General features: G+C 43.5%; 16 protein-coding genes and 1 other RNA gene. 4 read left to right on the top strand and 13 right to left on the bottom strand.

Annotated features, from left to right (window positions below):
* Positions 1-20 precede the first annotated feature (20 nt).
* Both OC193_RS04915 and OC193_RS04910 read right to left on the bottom strand, forming a co-directional pair.
* Positions 21-1,403: a DEAD/DEAH box helicase gene (locus OC193_RS04915; protein WP_048664225.1), complete on the bottom strand. Its 1,383-nt coding sequence runs from the start codon at positions 1,401-1,403 to the stop codon at positions 21-23.
* Positions 1,397-1,942, bottom strand: a complete 546-nt coding sequence (locus tag OC193_RS04910) for a hypothetical protein (RefSeq protein ID WP_048664226.1) — start codon at positions 1,940-1,942, stop codon at positions 1,397-1,399. Before OC193_RS04910 ends, OC193_RS04915 begins: the two co-directional genes overlap by 7 nt.
* Positions 1,943-2,043: 101 nt before the next feature.
* On the opposite strand from OC193_RS04910, the gene OC193_RS04905 reads away from it, so the two are divergent.
* On the top strand, positions 2,044-2,346 hold the full coding sequence (locus OC193_RS04905; RefSeq protein ID WP_008220694.1) for a helix-turn-helix domain-containing protein: 303 nt from the start codon (positions 2,044-2,046) through the stop codon (positions 2,344-2,346).
* Positions 2,347-2,357: 11 nt separating this feature from the next.
* Here OC193_RS04905 and OC193_RS04900 read toward each other — a convergent pair whose 3' ends face one another.
* The 5 genes from OC193_RS04900 to OC193_RS04880 form a co-directional block, all read right to left on the bottom strand.
* Positions 2,358-3,425, bottom strand: a complete 1,068-nt coding sequence (locus tag OC193_RS04900; RefSeq protein WP_048664228.1) for a TniB family NTP-binding protein — start codon at positions 3,423-3,425, stop codon at positions 2,358-2,360.
* The gene (locus OC193_RS04895) at positions 3,425-5,287 is read right to left on the bottom strand and encodes a Mu transposase C-terminal domain-containing protein (RefSeq protein WP_048664229.1); all 1,863 of its coding nucleotides are present in this window, start codon (positions 5,285-5,287) and stop codon (positions 3,425-3,427) included. Before OC193_RS04895 ends, OC193_RS04900 begins: the two co-directional genes overlap by 1 nt.
* 3 nt (positions 5,288-5,290) lie before the next feature.
* Entirely contained in the window at positions 5,291-5,914 is a 624-nt protein-coding gene (locus tag OC193_RS04890; protein ID WP_048664230.1) for a TnsA endonuclease N-terminal domain-containing protein, read from the bottom strand.
* A gap of 120 nt (positions 5,915-6,034) precedes the next feature.
* Positions 6,035-6,131, bottom strand: an RNA gene (gene ffs / locus OC193_RS04885) — signal recognition particle sRNA small type.
* 196 nt (positions 6,132-6,327) lie between these two features.
* Entirely contained in the window at positions 6,328-7,071 is a 744-nt protein-coding gene (locus OC193_RS04880) for a VP0952 family biofilm-associated protein (protein ID WP_048664232.1), read from the bottom strand.
* A 214-nt stretch (positions 7,072-7,285) separates the two neighbouring features.
* Here OC193_RS04880 and OC193_RS04875 point away from each other — a divergent pair, with 214 nt between their 5' ends.
* Positions 7,286-7,588, top strand: coding sequence for an MGMT family protein (locus OC193_RS04875; RefSeq protein WP_048664234.1), 303 nt, complete (start codon positions 7,286-7,288; stop codon positions 7,586-7,588).
* Positions 7,589-7,647: 59 nt separating this feature from the next.
* Here the strand turns inward: OC193_RS04875 and OC193_RS04870 are convergent, their stop codons facing one another.
* Positions 7,648-8,088 (bottom strand): YbaY family lipoprotein, encoded by a 441-nt coding sequence (locus OC193_RS04870; RefSeq protein ID WP_048664235.1) that lies wholly within the window; start codon positions 8,086-8,088, stop codon positions 7,648-7,650.
* A 168-nt stretch (positions 8,089-8,256) separates the two neighbouring features.
* Here OC193_RS04870 and tesB point away from each other — a divergent pair, with 168 nt between their 5' ends.
* Complete coding sequence (gene tesB / locus OC193_RS04865; protein ID WP_048664245.1) at positions 8,257-9,117, top strand: acyl-CoA thioesterase II; 861 nt, start codon at positions 8,257-8,259, stop codon at positions 9,115-9,117.
* A gap of 114 nt (positions 9,118-9,231) precedes the next feature.
* Here the strand turns inward: tesB and OC193_RS04860 are convergent, their stop codons facing one another.
* Complete coding sequence (locus tag OC193_RS04860) at positions 9,232-9,897, bottom strand: hypothetical protein (RefSeq protein WP_048664237.1); 666 nt, start codon at positions 9,895-9,897, stop codon at positions 9,232-9,234.
* A gap of 71 nt (positions 9,898-9,968) precedes the next feature.
* Positions 9,969-10,442, bottom strand: a complete 474-nt coding sequence (locus OC193_RS04855) for an Lrp/AsnC family transcriptional regulator (protein ID WP_017105254.1) — start codon at positions 10,440-10,442, stop codon at positions 9,969-9,971.
* Positions 10,443-10,571: 129 nt separating this feature from the next.
* On the opposite strand from OC193_RS04855, the gene OC193_RS04850 reads away from it, so the two are divergent.
* Positions 10,572-11,639, top strand: coding sequence for a PLP-dependent cysteine synthase family protein (locus OC193_RS04850; protein WP_048664239.1), 1,068 nt, complete (start codon positions 10,572-10,574; stop codon positions 11,637-11,639).
* Positions 11,640-11,727: 88 nt separating this feature from the next.
* On the opposite strand, the gene OC193_RS04845 is transcribed toward OC193_RS04850, so the two are convergent.
* The 3 genes from OC193_RS04845 to OC193_RS04835 form a co-directional block, all read right to left on the bottom strand.
* The gene (locus tag OC193_RS04845; protein ID WP_048658194.1) at positions 11,728-12,048 is read right to left on the bottom strand and encodes a DUF1244 domain-containing protein; all 321 of its coding nucleotides are present in this window, start codon (positions 12,046-12,048) and stop codon (positions 11,728-11,730) included.
* A 124-nt stretch (positions 12,049-12,172) separates the two neighbouring features.
* Positions 12,173-15,286 carry a vibriobactin export RND transporter permease subunit VexH gene (gene vexH, locus OC193_RS04840; RefSeq protein WP_048658193.1) on the bottom strand — a complete coding sequence of 1,038 codons (3,114 nt, stop codon included), beginning with the start codon at positions 15,284-15,286 and terminating at the stop codon, positions 12,173-12,175.
* Positions 15,286-16,362, bottom strand: a complete 1,077-nt coding sequence (locus OC193_RS04835; protein WP_048664241.1) for an efflux RND transporter periplasmic adaptor subunit — start codon at positions 16,360-16,362, stop codon at positions 15,286-15,288. Before OC193_RS04835 ends, vexH begins: the two co-directional genes overlap by 1 nt.
* Between the last annotated feature and the right edge of the window lie 341 nt (positions 16,363-16,703).

Genomic DNA, 16,703 nt, shown 5'->3' with positions numbered 1-16,703 from the left:
GCGCATTATTCACGATGTGATTAAGCGAATGTTGCGATAACTCTTTGTTTAAAATCACCTAAACGTAACTCATCATAATCTTCGAAATCAGTGTAAAAAGCGTTTTGAACCCCATCGATTTTTGACCAATTTAGTTGAGTTGAGGACTCCCCTGATACCATAATCTTATCGTTCGACAAATCTGTAGGAGTAAAACTCTGCGCCTTATCTGATTCATCAGTCTGTTCATTCGATTTAATAAATAGACACGACTCTGGAATATCCTGCTCAATTCTTTCAGCAAACCCAATCAAACTTTCTTCGGCAAAGGTATACAACCACGCTTCTTGGTTGGGTGAGTCATTGATTCTTAAAATTCGCCCGAGCACTTGCCTAAAGTAAAGCTCCGTTTTTACCGAACTCATATGGCAACAAACCTGCAGCCTTGGAATATCCGTTCCTTCACTTATCATCCCAACACTGACTATCCACTGAGCCTTTGAGTGACGAAAAGACTCAATTTCATTTAACGGGTCATCATGGTGATAAGTCACTATGCATGCTGATTGATTAAAGTGCTCAACAAGTCGCTTTTGAATGTCTTTAGCGTGCTTAATAGAAGATGCAACCACTAAGCCTCCAGCATTTGGGGACTCTTGCCTTATCTGCGCTAGCTTTTGGCAACCACTATTTAATATGTAATTCATAGCGTCTTCATTGTGAATGACGCTTTGGTAAGACACATCAGATTGTTTAAGACAGTCAAGAATAGAGGCGAAGTGTTGATTGTCACTGCCAGCCTTAACACTCAGGTGTTCATTATCGATTAAAACGATTTTAGGGCGGCGGCATACCTTATTTTCGACGGCCTGTTGCAATCCGTATTGGTAATCGCAAACAACCTTGCCATCAGGATCAGAATACTCGGCCATGACAATCGGTAGTCGATCAGAACGCCAAGGAGTACCCGATAGCGCCAGAGTATAACGAGCAAAGCCTTGGATCTTCGAGACAATTTCTAGCCCCCATGAGTTTGACCGCCCCTCATCATCAAACGAACAATGGTGGATCTCATCAAATACGACTAAAACTCGATATTTGCTGACGGTGCTCCAAAAGTTTTCATCCAAAAAACGGATGGATTGGTAGGTGTAAGAGCCCCCAAGAGAACCCAAACCTCCATTAAAGGAACATTCGAGCTTCCATGAAAAGGTCTTTTGCATCCCTTCTGCAACAGTCAGAGAAGGCGAGAAGCACAGCACTAAGTCAATCATCTCTCTTTCAAATAACCGACTCGCAACCTCGGCGGCCATAACGGTTTTACCCGCTCCAGGAGTCGCTTGGCAGAAGAAGTGTGAATACTTGTTTGAAGTGAATTTCTCGATAGCTTGCACTGCACACTCGGCTTGCCATGCTCTTAACATTGAGGAGCCTTGCTTTGGGCGACTTGCATCCAGTTGGTTAGTGCATTAATTCTGCCTAATAGCTTGGCTGAGCGTTCTCTTGCTGCATTAAATAGCGGTTGCAGATCTTGCTTGTTATTTGGGAAACGCGTCAATAATGATTGGTACTCCTCAATCTCGCCTAGAGTAATCGCCAACTCGCCTTCATGTTGCATCTTCTCTTTCGCTAATGCATTTAGAGAGCACTTTGGAGTCTGAACAGCTATTGAATCGACTTTAGCTTTCCTATTTCTAGCCACTCTAGGCTCAATTGTGAGCGCTTTGAATTCGTTAGTTTGATGGTAGCGCTTGTCTCTACGAGCCCCGATGACAGAAAGCCAACCTTTCTCCTCAAGTGATAGAAGTTGCTTATAAACATACTTTCGAGCCTCGACCTTGCTCGGGAAGGCTGAAGCACTGTTTAGCAAAGCATCCCTAGCTTCTGTGACGGAGAAATTATCCATCCCTTTCTCAATCAATAGGTTAAACATGTGAGGGTTAATTCTGGTTACTTTCTTCATGTGAATCTTATAGGCAATAAAAACTTAGGATTGCTAAGTATACAAAAATCAGTAAAACTTAGACAATCTAAGTTATCTAAAGGTTGAAAAGAAATGTGTAAGTGCAAAAAGACAACCCCATCCCTGCGAGGCTCAAAGCTGCGCGTAAAAAAGCCAAGATCACCCAAAAAGATTTAGGGGTGAAAATTGGTATGGAGCAAAGTTCTGCTAGCGGTCGTATGAATCATTACGAGAAAGGCAGGCATGTACCTGATATTGGTACGCTTGAACGTATGGCTGAAGAGTTAGATGTGCCGCTGAATTACTTTTTCTGTAGGAGCGAATTGAGCGCTGAGTTAGCGTGCGCAATTGATAAGATGAGTGATGAAGAGAAGGCGGTGTTGCTGGAGAATCTGAATAAATAACAATGTGCGTATCACTGAGCTTTTAAAGGTGTCTTACTCAGCAACATATGAACTGGTAATAAATCAGTAAATGACCGACCTATTAATCGGTCTTCTTTAAATTGAGCACCTTTGTTGTACGAAGTTTCTGTTTTCAGTTCTACTAGCTTGAGTTCTGTTAACTTACACTCGAAAGGATTCTGTTTCGCATAAGGGTATTTAGTATCAAAACAAGCCGATAATAATGGCTTATCAATCGTATCCTTTGAAGATTGCAATGCATTAAGTAACGCATCTGCAAGAAAGTGCTTCAGCACACGGCACTCTCCACGACAGACTGAAAATAAAGGCAATAGAATTTCATCCCCAGTTAAGTTAGGGCGTTTTTCAAACCCCATCCTGCCTGCAAGTCCGGCAACAAAGCTTGCAAAATGCCGTTTCCCTTCTGCATCAGGTATATAACCTTTTTTATCAGCTTCGCTCAGCTTAGAAAGGTGAAAATAACTTAAGTGTCGCTTCCAGCCTAAACGAGAGTTCCATTGGTCTTCTTCAGCGAGCATAGTCGCATAGGGCATACCCACCAACACAAATGAAACTTGCGCTTCCTCACTTATCATCTTAAAAGTATTCGCTATTGTTTGTCGTTCATTAGCGTCTTTGAATTCCATCAGCTCCTGAACCTCATTAACGATCACAAGCTTCACTTTTTTTTCAATTAAACTTTTGATGACTCCTTGTTCTAACGCTCCTTCTTTGTAAGGTCTCCTGCGGCGGCTAGAGGCTCGACTATCTAAATCAATTAATAATCTTTCTAACGTATTTTGCTCACGAACTTTACTTGGGATGCGAGTTTTTAATACTGGCATTTCAGCCCAGCGGCTCCCCTTAATTGCAAACCTTGCAACATAATTATCAATCATCGCCGTCTTGCCAACACCGGTATCTCCCGTTAGCAATAGTGACTCTTGCTCCCCTCCAAGAGAACTGTTTAATACCATTCGATCAAAGACGTTATAAATTTCCGTCAGCTGAGGGTATTCTAAGAAACACTCTCTAAAAGAGGTATATTGCTCTATCTGAAGCTCACTAAGTATGTTCACTAATACCCCTCTATATCGCTGAGGTCATCACTAGTAGTACCCATATCTATTACTTCTTTTGGTACTTCAATGATAGGTTTAGGTGACGTAGTGACAATGGTACTAGGCCCTTCACTACCAACACCTCTTTGCTTTGCTATTTTTGAAGCATGAGTTGTTTTAGGAAGTGCCGATTTTTTGGACTTAGAACGACTCATACGTTCTATTGCTTCATCCATAGCTCTGTCCAAATATAATGACGCATCGGCTAATGATTCGTCTTGCTCTCCCAAACGGACTTTCAACCTTCTTAAACTGTTAATTCGTTGATGTTCATATAAAGATCGGCCTTTTGTATAACCCGTATGATCGACTGCTGGGACTTTGATGTATCTCTTCTCTTCCTCAAGGTAAACGTAAATCGAGCTGATATCATTTGGGTCTGTCTTGATTTTCACATAAGCGCTTTTTCTTGCACGACTAGAGTACTGCTTACCGTATTCTTCCAACTCATCAGATTGGTATTTGAGAGAATACAATTCAATAGCACCTCTTCTTATAGTCCGATGGTTTACAGCTCCAAGCTCAATCTTTAATTGCTCTGCTTCAGGGCCTTCACAAAAGATTATCGTTCCTTGCGACTCTGTCCATTTCTGGTAGGGAACTCTCTTGTACCTCGTGTCAGCTTTTTTATGATAAACGTCAATAAGCCACTTATGTAACAGCTCGAGAAAATCAGACACATTAATGACAGCGTCTTGCTTCGGGTTGTAGTCTTTTAACTGAGTAGGGTTGGTGAAGGTTTTTCCTGGGAAACGACTAAATAGTTTCTTGTAGAAGGTATCAAAAGACTTTTCAACACCCGCTTTTCGCCAGGGTTTACCACGTTGATTATATTGAATATCTGTTACTAATGGCTTTAATGCTGACTCTAGGCTATCACTCCAAAACTCCGCACCGTTATCCACTATCAAATTTGTGATTTTTCCGTAACAAGGCCAATCAGATTCAATACTTGGGTACTTTTCTTTAATCCAATCCTTCTTAAGAACTGAATTAAGAAAAGCTGCTCGTACTGTCTCGTAGCTAGGATCTCTATAATTGACAGAAAGACCAACGATGCAAGTGGAGTATCTATCATAAAGTATTGTTAAGTGTGGTCTGCCAAGAGGAAGCTCCAAATCATCATCAAGTAAAATCACAGGAGCTGTAGTGTGGTCTATTTCTACATATTCCATTGGCCGCGTTGCCGGAATGATTGACCCAACAGTCTTAAACTTATTATCAGCATATCGTTTTCCATAACGAGCTAAAGCAACTTCATAGGGAGGCAGTGCATTTACACGATTGTAAAATGTCCGTTGGGAAATTGGCGCTATTTTAACTTGGTCTAATTGTCGGTTTTCTTCAATAACTCGATATTTGTAGTACTCATAGGCGGTGTTGACCGATACTCGCTCTTTGGTCAGAAACTTGGTTTGAATCGCTTCTGTAACTAAATCAGATGAATCGTTCTTTAGTTTTCTGTTTCCTTTTTTGCTATGCCCAGGAATAAGAGACGCTAGATCTTTACCTGACTCGTAATAGAGCTTTTTCCAATCAGCTATCGTTCTGGATGACGGGACCGAAGTTTTCTTCAATAGGGCATACTCTTCCAAGAGCTTGTCTAGGTTTTTGGGCGTCCAACCTCCTTTTACGCGCCTTTCCAAATAACGAATTAGATCCAAACGAAACAATGCCGTCTCTTTGTTTGGCAAGTCACCAAATGCCAATTCAAGATTTTCGTATTCTGCTAAAAATTCTGTCGAAAGCGTTTTATCATCAGCTACATCATTGTCGAAGCTATTAAATTCATCACTAAAACCAAAGAGATCATCACTCATTGGCTAGCACCAAACAGAATTTTCTAAATCAAATTTTTTCTGATTAAAATCTGTTTGTATTTCACCTGAAGATAGCCAGCACAAAGCGGCTGTTAATGTTTCATCTGGAGAGATTTTAAGTTGGTGTGCAAGATGATGAAGGGTCACGCTTCTATTAGCTTGAACAAACTGAAGCACATGTTTTTGAATATCAGTGATTGTACGAATCCCTGAATAGCCATGGAGTAATTTAAGGTTACTAAGTAGAAAACCAGTTCGAATCTGCTTCTCGGTCACTAAGATGAGCTTTTTTCCATACTCAGCTTGTGCGACAAGCTGCTTTTCTTTAAACCTTGCTCGAAAATCTGGTTTAAGGATCTGACTTGAATGCTTTACTTCAATCAGAGAAGGCGTATCTATGCTATCGAAAAGCTGAAAGTCTGGTGTGTAGCGGCAGTAGCGCCCATTGAAGTAGTACTCAAACCCATGTGGCTGAGATTCATATCTAACTATTTGAGGATTGTATTCAGCATGAAAACAAAAATCATACTCAAGCATGGACATTGTTCGAACAACTGAGTCATTTTTCAAACTCATGAATTTACAAATGTTGTGAACAGCTGATGATTTTTTGGTTTGGTCGTACATAGCAAAAGCACTTTTGTTGTAAACCTACAACAAAAAATAGACCATGAAGACTTAGGGTGCAAATAAGAAAAGAAGCCTGCAATTTATGCGAACATATATTGCAGGCTTCATTAAGGGGTGGGAACCCAGCCACATCCCGGCACACAAGTCACTCGCTGCGGCTGCTCCCTTCCAGGCCTGACCGAGTTCACGAGCTATTGTTGCGGGAGGACCAGGCCCCCATAGATTCGTTTTCTAAGAGGCTTGCCTCAAAGAGTGATTGGATTATTAAGCATCACAGCAACCATTGCAAGCCCTTCCACCCTATTTTTGAACAATTACGGTCTAAGTGCTTATCCTTTATTCAAACCACTAGAAAATCGCAGGTAAATTCACCATTTACCTGCATTTGGAAAGTTTGGATTGCTGAAGTACTAGACATCGATGTCTTCATTATCTTCTGTACGAATGATGTAGTCAGTCATCCACGCGGTGCCTAATAGACACAACCACACCACAAAGACAGGGCTTGGAACTTCGATACTTGGAGTAATTACCAGAGCCGCAAAACCGACCGTTGGCAGTGTCCAACATAATAGTTTATTCCAGCGGAACGTTTTCAAGCGCGTCAGCGTTTCCATTGATGCCATGATGCCCGTTATACACAAGGCCACCAAAGCAGCATAAGGTAAATCGGCTATCCATAATGGAAGTATTAAGCCTAATGACCACCAGCTGTGTCGGCTGGCTGGCTTAAGGTGATTTGCCGCCCACCAAATTACGATGATAGATAAGGTTTGAAGTGTGGTAACCCACGGGACGCCTTCAAGCTTGCCTGCTGATTGCGTGACCATGATTCCGACCTGCAACGTAGTCACGATCAAGCCAGAAATAATCACGACCGACAAACTACTGCGTCTTGAGAAGACCACCATCAATAGCGGGAATAGTACCCACGCACTGACAGACAGCGTGATGGGCTGCAAAGGAAGGGTTAGACCATAAGTAGTCATGGAAACAAGCAAAGCTAATCCAGCTATGCCCCCCTGCGGTAAAATCCATAAGGCAGGAATTACCATTGCAAGCACCGGGATATCTCCCTCACTTAAACTGATTGCTCTCGCGCAAACAACCGCTAATAATGTGGTGATCAAGAACTGAAACGTTGAAAATACCATAGCCCTCTCCTTCTACCGATCCGTGGTACCATACCAATCGTAGTAATTAACTGGTCACCCTAGCTTGTTAAAAAACTCGATAACCTCGTTAGATTTTTTGATTGGAGAATAACTACTTATCAAAAAAATCTGCCTTGCTCTCAAGCTTTTTCCCTGCGCTATTTTTGAACACTTACTTACTGTGATTGGTATTTATGAACTAGGAACATTTAGTATGGACCAATTTTTGAGCCAAATCTTTGCTGTGATTCACCAAATTCCATATGGAAAAGTAACAACTTATGGAGACATAGCACGTTTTTCAGGATTTCCGGGCTATGCGCGCCATGTTGGTAAAGCGCTGGGTAACCTACCAGAAGGTAGCAAACTGCCTTGGTATCGAGTGATAAACAGCAAGGGAGAGATCTCTTTAAAGGGCGATTCATTCGACCGACAAAAGCGGCATTTGGTTAAAGAAGGGGTTGAAGTGAGTGATGCCGGAAAGATCAAACTAAGAATATATAAATGGCAGCCCTAGAGCTGCCATTTATCGAAAGACGTTAATTAAGATGCCTTAACAATGGCATCTATTTCTAATTAACGAACACCAACCAAGCGTAGGTCTGCTTGTTGCGTGTTTTCTACGTCTGTAATCACTGACTTAATCGTGTCAGTTGTGAAACGCAGTTTGCCATCGACATGAATCGACGCACGCATGTTGTAGCGGTGGTTAGCTTTAATCTTGTTGTTGTCGTAGCTCAGTTCGAATGCGAACGGTACTTGCTTACCATCAGTAGTGAACTCTTGAGTTGCGATAACCGTCGATGGTGCGTCAGCCAGTGAGATATCTTCTAGCGTAACGGTAACTACTGCATTCTCTGGCAATGCAATTCTTTCACGGTAGCTAACTGTTCCTGAAATCACTTGAGTGTTCTCTGCAACCACTTCTTGAGAAGCATTCGTTTCTGATGTTGCTTGGCAACCAACAAGTAGGCCAAACGATACTAAAGACGTAATAAGAATTAGAGCCTTTTTCATATTCAATTTCTCTCAACATGTTTGCCGGACTCGGCAAATCTACTCAGCAATTATAAGAGAGCTTTCATATTCTGTCTCGAAACCCTATGATTTATTGACAGATATCTGACTAAGCTAAATGATTAACACCATAATCTGACACCTATTTTACCAAGAGGCATGCTGGCGATGAGTCAACCTTTAAAAGAATTACTCAATTTACTTCAGTTAGAGAAACTAGAAGAAGGTCTGTTCCGCGGGCAAAGTGAGAACTTAGGCCTACCACAGGTATATGGCGGTCAAGTATTGGGACAAGCGCTTTCTGCTGCTCGTTATACCGTTCAAGACGACCGTAGTGTTCACTCTTTCCACAGTTATTTTCTATTTCCCGGTGATCCTGAAAAGCCAATCATTTACGATGTTGAGAACCTAAGAGATGGACGCAGCTTTAGCACGCGCCGTGTGAAAGCGATTCAAAATGGCCGCCCTATTTTCTATCTCACCGCTTCTTATCATGGCGATGCGCCAGGTTTTGAGCACCAGATTGCAATGCCTGATATTCCTGGACCAGAGAACTTTGCTTCAGAAACTGAATTAGCGAGCCACATTGCAGAATTCTTACCAGAGAAACTGCGCAAAACCTTTTGTGGCGAAAAGCCGATTGAGATGCGCCCGGTGACGGTTGTGAATCCACTCAACCCGAAGAAGACGGAAGCGAAACAGTACCTTTGGGTAAGAGCAAATGGCGCGATGCCAGACAACCAATTAATTCATCAATACCTACTTGCTTACGCATCGGATTGGGGGTTCTTAGTTACGGCGCTTCATCCTCATGAAGTCTCTATCATGACACCAAATTTCCAAGTGGCGACGATTGACCACTCAATCTGGTTCCACCGCCCGTTCAAGATGGACGAATGGTTACTTTATGCGATTGAAAGCCCAACGGCGGCGAACACTCGTGGCTTAGTGCGCGGCGAGATCTTTAACCAAAAAGGTGAGCTCGTAGCGACGGCAGTACAAGAAGGTGTGATGCGTTTTACTAAGTAACGGATAAACGCTTCTTACAAGCCCAAAATACGCACAAAAAAATAGAGGCTAGGTTTAGTACCTAGCCTCTATTTTTAATATTAACGAAAAGTCGTTACTTCGAATCCATAAACTCTACTCAGCTTCTGGCGTAGGCTCGAATTCACCTTGCACTCGTGTTTTGATGCCATCGCCAGCGTCTCTAAGTAAATTAAATGGCGATAACACTACGCCTTTCACCGCGCCCTCTGCGGCTCCCTGAGCGAGCTCTTTACTCTTATCAGCTAACAAATTAGCTTGTGCCAAAATACCAGGGACTTCCGCTCGTAGCATTTCAGACTCAGTGACGATGACAGGAATAGTCTGTTCGCGGTAAGACTTACTTTCAGCGAGCATTGGTGGCATTACGTCTACGCGATATCGTTTTAACTCAATTAATGTTGGTGGAATAACATCAGTTCTTACCTGTTCAACTTCCGTTCGAACATTTTTAACTTCATCTAATATCGCAGGGATTTTGTTGTCGACCGACGCTACGGTTTGATTCACGTCATCGATCGTCTTTCTCACGTCTTCGACAGTATCTAAAACTCTAGGGGCTAGCTCGTCGACATGAGATGCAAACTCTAGCCACTCTTCAACTTTAAGACCTTTAGTCAATACCGATAAATCCTCAATAACCTGCGGATAAGTATCAACGATTTCACCGACTTTATTGGTAAAGGAGTAGATGGTGTAACCCAAGTAAAAAACGGCAACGGCCAGCACCAATTGGATAGCAGTCGAAACTTTTGCAAACATGAATAATCCTTTTCTTTATCGCTGAGGCAATATCTAAACTGAGAAATAGTTAGCGTAACGCTAGATTTAGCTTAAAGCGGCAATGCTGTCGTGTACTTCAATGGTTCCATCGCAAATGTCGAGGTCACATTAGATATACCATCAATACTATTCACCAAGCGCTTGTAGAAATCATCAAAGCACTTCATGTCTTTAACCTGAACCTTCATCATATAATCATACTCGCCAGCCATTCGATAGAACTCCATCACTTCTGGAAAGTCCGACACAGTATTCACAAAGCGGCCATACCACTCATGAGAATGGTTGCTTGTTTTCACCAATACGAACGCGGTAAAAGCAAGATCAAGCTTCTCAGGGTTCAGCAACGCCACTCTTTTTTCAATAATACCGTTCTCTTCAAGACGCTTCAGTCTTTTCCAACAGGGCGTGGTTGTTAGGTTGACTGCCTCTGAAATATCGTTCAATGACAGCGTGCTGTCTTCTTGCAGCAAACTTAATATCTTTTTATCTACGGCATCTATCACACTTTCACCAAATCGCATTTAAATAGAATAATTTTCTACATTTTAGTCAAAACAAAGCAAATATGGCAAAGTTTTTCTCTCGAATTCTAGTTAAATTATAACCATACCAATTACAAGAAATTCCTACACAAGATCAGGAGAACGCTTATGTGCACTGACCATCAATGGATTAACAACGCGATTCGTAAAATTGAAGCGGACTACCAACGCTCAGCGGATACGCACCTTATCAAGTTAGACCTTCCAAGTATCGAAGGCATTGATATCTACCTTAAAGATGAAAGCACACACCCAACAGGCTCTTTGAAGCACCGTTTGGCGCGTTCTCTGTTCTTATACGCGATTTGTAACGGTTGGGTTGGCCCAGAAACAACGATCATTGAATCTTCATCTGGCAGCACGGCTGTGTCTGAGGCGTACTTTGCTCGCCTGCTTGGTCTTCCGTTTATTGCGGTAATGCCTAAGTGCACAGCGAAGAAAAAAATTGAGCAGATTGAATTCTACGGCGGCCAAGCGCACCTTGTTGATCGCTCAGATGAGATTTACGATGAGTCTCGTCGTTTAGCTGAAGAACTGAATGGCCACTACATGGACCAATTTACTTACGCTGAGCGCGCAACCGACTGGCGTGGTAACAACAACATCGCGAACTCGATTTTCAATCAAATGCAGATGGAAGATCACCCTGTTCCAACTTGGGTAGTAATGAGCCCAGGCACTGGTGGTACTTCAGCAACTATCGGCCGTTTCATTCGCTACCAACAACATGAAACCAAGCTATGTGTTGTTGACCCTGAAAACTCGGTATTCCACGAATACTTCCAAACAGGCAATCCGAACGTGAAAGGCAACACATTCAGCAAAATTGAAGGCATTGGTCGCCCACGAGCAGAGCCAAGCTTCATTCCTGGTGTGGTTGACGAAATGCGTAAAATCCCAGACGCAGCAAGCATCGCAACTACGCATTGGTTATCTGACATTCTTGGTCGCAAGGTTGGCGCATCAACCGGTACTAACATGTACGGTGTGCTTCAGCTAGCCAGTGAAATGAAAGCGCGTGGCGAGAAAGGTTCTATCGTGACTTTGCTATGTGACAGCGGTGAACGTTACCTAGACACTTACTTCAATGACGAGTGGATAAATCTGAATATCGGTGACCTACAGCCTTACGCAGCGAAGTTGGAAGCTTTCTCGCAAACAGGTGAGTTGGCTTAACCACAGGGTAAGCACCGACACCAAAATTAAAAAGAGCCGTTAATGGGCTCTTTTTTTGTTCTGTTAATCAATCACTAACGACAACAAATTACTCTGGTTTCTGCTTCGCTTCAAATGCCGCTAGTTGTTCAGGCGTCGCTTTTGGTTGATGGTTTTGTTTCCACTCATCGTAAGTCATGCCATATATGCGCTCACGAGCGTCATCGATATCCAAGTCTAGGCCTTGTTGCTCAGCTTCTGCTTTGTACCACTTGCTGAAACAGTTACGGCAGAAACCCGCCAAGATCATCAAGTCGATGTTCTGCACATCTTTGTTATCATCCAAGTGTGCTAGCAGGCGACGAAAGGTTGCTGCATCAAGCTTGTCTTGTTCTTCTTGAGAAAGATCTTTGTATTTAAATTCAGCCACTTTACTTTCCTTTATTCGATTTATTGTATTAATTCGTTGAGCTCTGTTTGTTATACAAAAAAAGCCTGCAATTCGCTAGGAGCAAACGCAGGCTTTTCAATATTGTTACACTATTCCGTGTTCATTAACCGTGACTGGTTCTTCCCACGTTGTCATGGCTAAGCTCTTTATTGAGCACCGCTTCGACGTGACCCGGAGAGCGTGTTGAGCCAGAAATCAGTCGGTACATCGCAGGGATTACGAACAGAGTGACCAGTGTCGCAAAGCCCATACCGAAGAAGATAACCGTACCCACAGCGACTCGGCTTTCATAGCCTGCGCCCGTTGAAGTAATCAATGGAATAGCACCTGCTAGTGTGGTAAACGCCGTCATCATGATTGGACGTAAGCGTCGAGCCGAAGCATCAATGATCGCCTTTTCAAACTCAATACCACGGTCACGAAGTTGGTTAGCAAACTCAACGATCAAGATACCGTTTTTGGTTACCATACCGATCAACATGATCATACCAATCTGGCTGTAGACATTGAGGCCTTGACTCATCAGCACCAGACCTAAGAAGCCACCAAAGATGCCCATAGGTACGGTGAACATCACCACCAGCGGGTTAATGAAGCTCTCAAACTGCGCTGCAAGTACCAAGTACGCAACTAACATCGCTAACGCAAACACCACTAAGATGCTTGATTGGTTCTCTTTGAAGTCTTTAGACTCACCTGAGTAGCTCACAGAGATGTCACCCGGTAGCTGTTCAATCGCTTGCTCATCAAGGAAATCCAGAGCATCACCCAGTGTGTAACCTTCCATTAGGTTAGCTTTGATGGTCACCGACTTTTGCTTGTTGTAGTGCGACAAACGAATCGATGATGCCACTTCTTCAATGTGTGTCAGTGTATCAAGCGTTACTAGCTCGCCTGACTGAGTTCGCATGTAGATTTGGCTTAAATCGTTGGCGTTGTTGAAGCTGTTCTCATCACCACGCAGGTAAACATCGTACTCTTCACCACGGTCAACGAAGGTGGTTTCACTGCGTCCGCCAAGCATGATTTCTAAGGTATCTGAGATGTCTGAAACGCTAACACCTAGCTCTGCTGCACGCTGTTTGTCTACAGTTACCAATAGTTCTGGTGTTTTCTCAGAGTAATCGATGTCCGCACCTTCCATCATTGGAGAGTCTTCAGCGGCTTGCTTTAAGAGCTCTGCCCACTTTTGAAGTTCAGTGTAATCAGAACCGCCAAGTACGAACTGTACTGGCTCACTTGAACCACCTTTAAAGCCCGGCATGAAAGGGAATACGCGCACATCTGGAATACCAGCTAGTGACTTACGAACTTCATTAAGTGCTTCTTGCGCGGTCACGTCACGCTCGTCCCAATCTTCGAGGATCATGATAACGAAGCCCGTTTGGTCGCCGGCATTGCCACCAAATGCTGGTGATTGAATGCTGAATGACTTCAAGAAACCTTGACCAAGCAATGGCATTAGACGCTCTTCAACGATGTCCATGTTGGCAGACATACGGTTGTAACTGGTTGCATCGGCACCACGAACAAACGCAAAGATAACACCACGGTCTTCTTGCGGCGTCAGTTGCGACGGCACTTGTTGCATCAAGCCATAACTACCGCCCATACACGCGATAATGATAATTGGAGCTGCCCAACGCCAATTTAGAGCACGGCGCAATACCGAGCGATATCCAGACTCAAGCTTGCCAAATACGCGCTCGACAAACAGATTAAAACGGTTTGGTTTAACGTTCGCTTTTAGGATTTTACTGCCTAATACTGGCGTTAACGTTAATGCAACTAGCGACGAGAAGATCACCGACATAGCGAGCAATACAGAGAACTCGGTAAACAACAGTCCAACCATGCCATCCATGAAAGAGATTGGTAGGAATACCATCACCAATACAAGCGTCGTTGCGATTACCGCGAAGCCTACTTCACGAGTACCTTTATAGGCAGCAAGCAGTGGTGACTCACCACGTTCAATGTGGTGGAAAATGTTCTCTACTACCACAATCGCGTCATCTACCACCAAACCAATCGACAAGATAAGTGCCATCAGAGTAATCAGGTTAATAGAGAAACCGAAGTAGTAAGCCGCAATAAACGACGAGATCAGAGATACAGGTACGGTCACCGCAGGAATAAGCGTTGCACGAGCTTGACCAATAAAGATGTAAAGCACAAGGATAACCAAGCCACCCGTGATAAAGAGCGTGCTGTAAACTTCTGAGATTGAACGGTCGATAAACACAGTTGAGTCGTAGTCGACAGCCAAACGAGTACCATCTGGCAAGAACTTTTGAATTGCTTCGACTTCTTTATGGACTAAGTCAGCCACCTCCAGTGGGTTCGCATCTGACTGAGGCACAATACCCATACTTACGTTAACAACGCCGTCACTCTTAAAGGTCGAGTTCTCGTTTTCTGCGCCAATGTAAACATCCGCTACGTCTTTTAAGTAGATAGGTGTGTTATCAGAAGCGCGTTTTACCACTAAGTATTCGAAATCTTCCGCTTCAGTGTAAGAACGAGCGGTACGAACCGACATCACAATTGCATCGTTACGTACTTCACCACCTGGGCTTTCAATGTTCTCACTGTTCAACGCAGAAGTGATGTCCGAGGTAGTAACACCGCGACCAGCCATCTGAGCAGGTTTCAGCTTCACGTACATTACTTTGTACAAGCCACCGGAGATATCCACCGAGCTCACGCCTGAGATCAAACTAAAGCGGTCAATCAACACACGTTCTGTATAGTCGGTTAACTGCGTTCGGTCCATCTCCGTCGAGCTTAAGTTGATGTAGACCGAGGCTTCACCACTGCCGTTGTTCTTATAAACAATCGGGTCATCGGCTTCATCGGGCAATGAACGCTGCGCACGAGCTACCGCATCACGAACATCACTCACACCGGTATTGAGATCGTAACCAAGCTCAAAAGTAATCGTGATACGCGACATACCGTTACGGGTAGTGGACTCGATCTCGTCGATACCACTGATGCCGGATAACTGATCTTCGAGGTTGGAGGTTATTTGGCTTTCAATGATGGTGGCAGACGCCCCCTCATAACGAGTACTGATCGATACCACCGGGCTTTCAATATCTGGCATCTCACGAACCGCAAGCTTATTGAAAGAGACAATACCAAACACAACCAATAGTAGGCTCAATACGACAGCCGCTACTGGTCTCTTTACAGAAACATCAGATAACAACATTAGTTAGCGCCTTCTTGTGCTTTTTTTTCACTTGCTGCATCAGCTGGGCGATTGACGGCAAGCTCTTGAACCAAAACACCATCACGCATATTCACTATGCCCTGCACTACAATTTTCTGACCAATGTCGATGCCTTTGTCGATCACGACTTCGTTGTCGATACGAGCACCAAGGAACACTTCGGTTCGTGTCGCCTTGTTATCTTCGCCAATGACATAAACAAAACGTTTAGTACCTGAGTATTCAAGTGCTTGAACTGGAATAATGGGTGCTTCCACCGGTGGAAAGTCCATATCAGCTGCCACTAACATGCCCGGCTTTAAGTAATCATTATTGTTGTCGAAGTGAATTCGAACTCGAAGGTTCAAGGTTTCAGCGTTAATACGAGAATCAATGCCCACTACAGTGCCAGTGAACTGAGTATCTCCCCATGCACTGGTGCGAGCCGTCACTTTCATGCCTTTAGATAGCTTGGAAAGATAACGCTCAGGGATCTGGAGGTCTAACTGCATTACTGAAAGGTCATCTAAGGTCACTAGTTCAGTACCTGCTGTCACCATTTTACCGCGGCTAAAGTCGATAAAGCCGACCGTGCCAGAAAAAGGCGCGCTAATGTGTAAGTCTTTAAGACTAGCATTCGCAGCAGCTAGGCGAGCATTGGCGATCTCTACATTAGTTTTCTGAGCGTCAATTTCAGTTTGCGTGATCGCGTTGCGTTTCACTAGTCGTTGGAATTCCGCTAGCTTACGTTTCTCGTCTTTTAAATACGCTTGCGCCTCTGCAACCGCCGCTTTCGCTTTATCATCGTCGAGCTGGACCAACATCTGCCCTTTGGTGACATCTTGATTGGCCTTGATGTTGATAGAGTCCACTCTGCCAGCCACTTCAGAAGTAATCATGACAGATTGCTCAGCTTCTAACTTACCGACCAAAGAAAGAGATTGACTAACTTGGTGGATATCAACTTGCTCAGTAACAACAGTGACAGTGCTAGGGCCCATACGTTTAGCAAGTGCGGCTGGAGACGCCAAAAGAATAGACAAGCTAAGCAGGGTTAAAACAGATTTATGCTTCATAATAATGGTCTGCAAGTAAGGTTTATACCAATCACAGTGAGTCAGTGGTCAAAAATAGCGTAGGGAAAAGGCTTGAGAACAAGGCAGCATTTTAGATAAGTAGTTATCCTACAATCAAAAATTCTAACGCAGTTATCGAGCATTTTAACAAGCTAGAATGACAAGTTACTTACTACGATTGGTATTATTATCTATAAATGAAATTAACCGTATTCTATCAACTGATGAATGCTGTAACGTCAAGAAGTGTAAATCTAGATTAAATTCCATTTACGTTTCATCACGTTCTAGACACAATGAATAGAATACAGAAAGCCAATTACCTCAAGGTGTTATCTATC

The sequence above is a fragment of the Vibrio crassostreae genome (genome assembly GCF_024347415.1).
Classification (GTDB): Bacteria; Pseudomonadota; Gammaproteobacteria; order Enterobacterales; family Vibrionaceae; genus Vibrio; species Vibrio crassostreae.
This window is presented reverse-complemented; position numbering and strand designations above follow the sequence as displayed.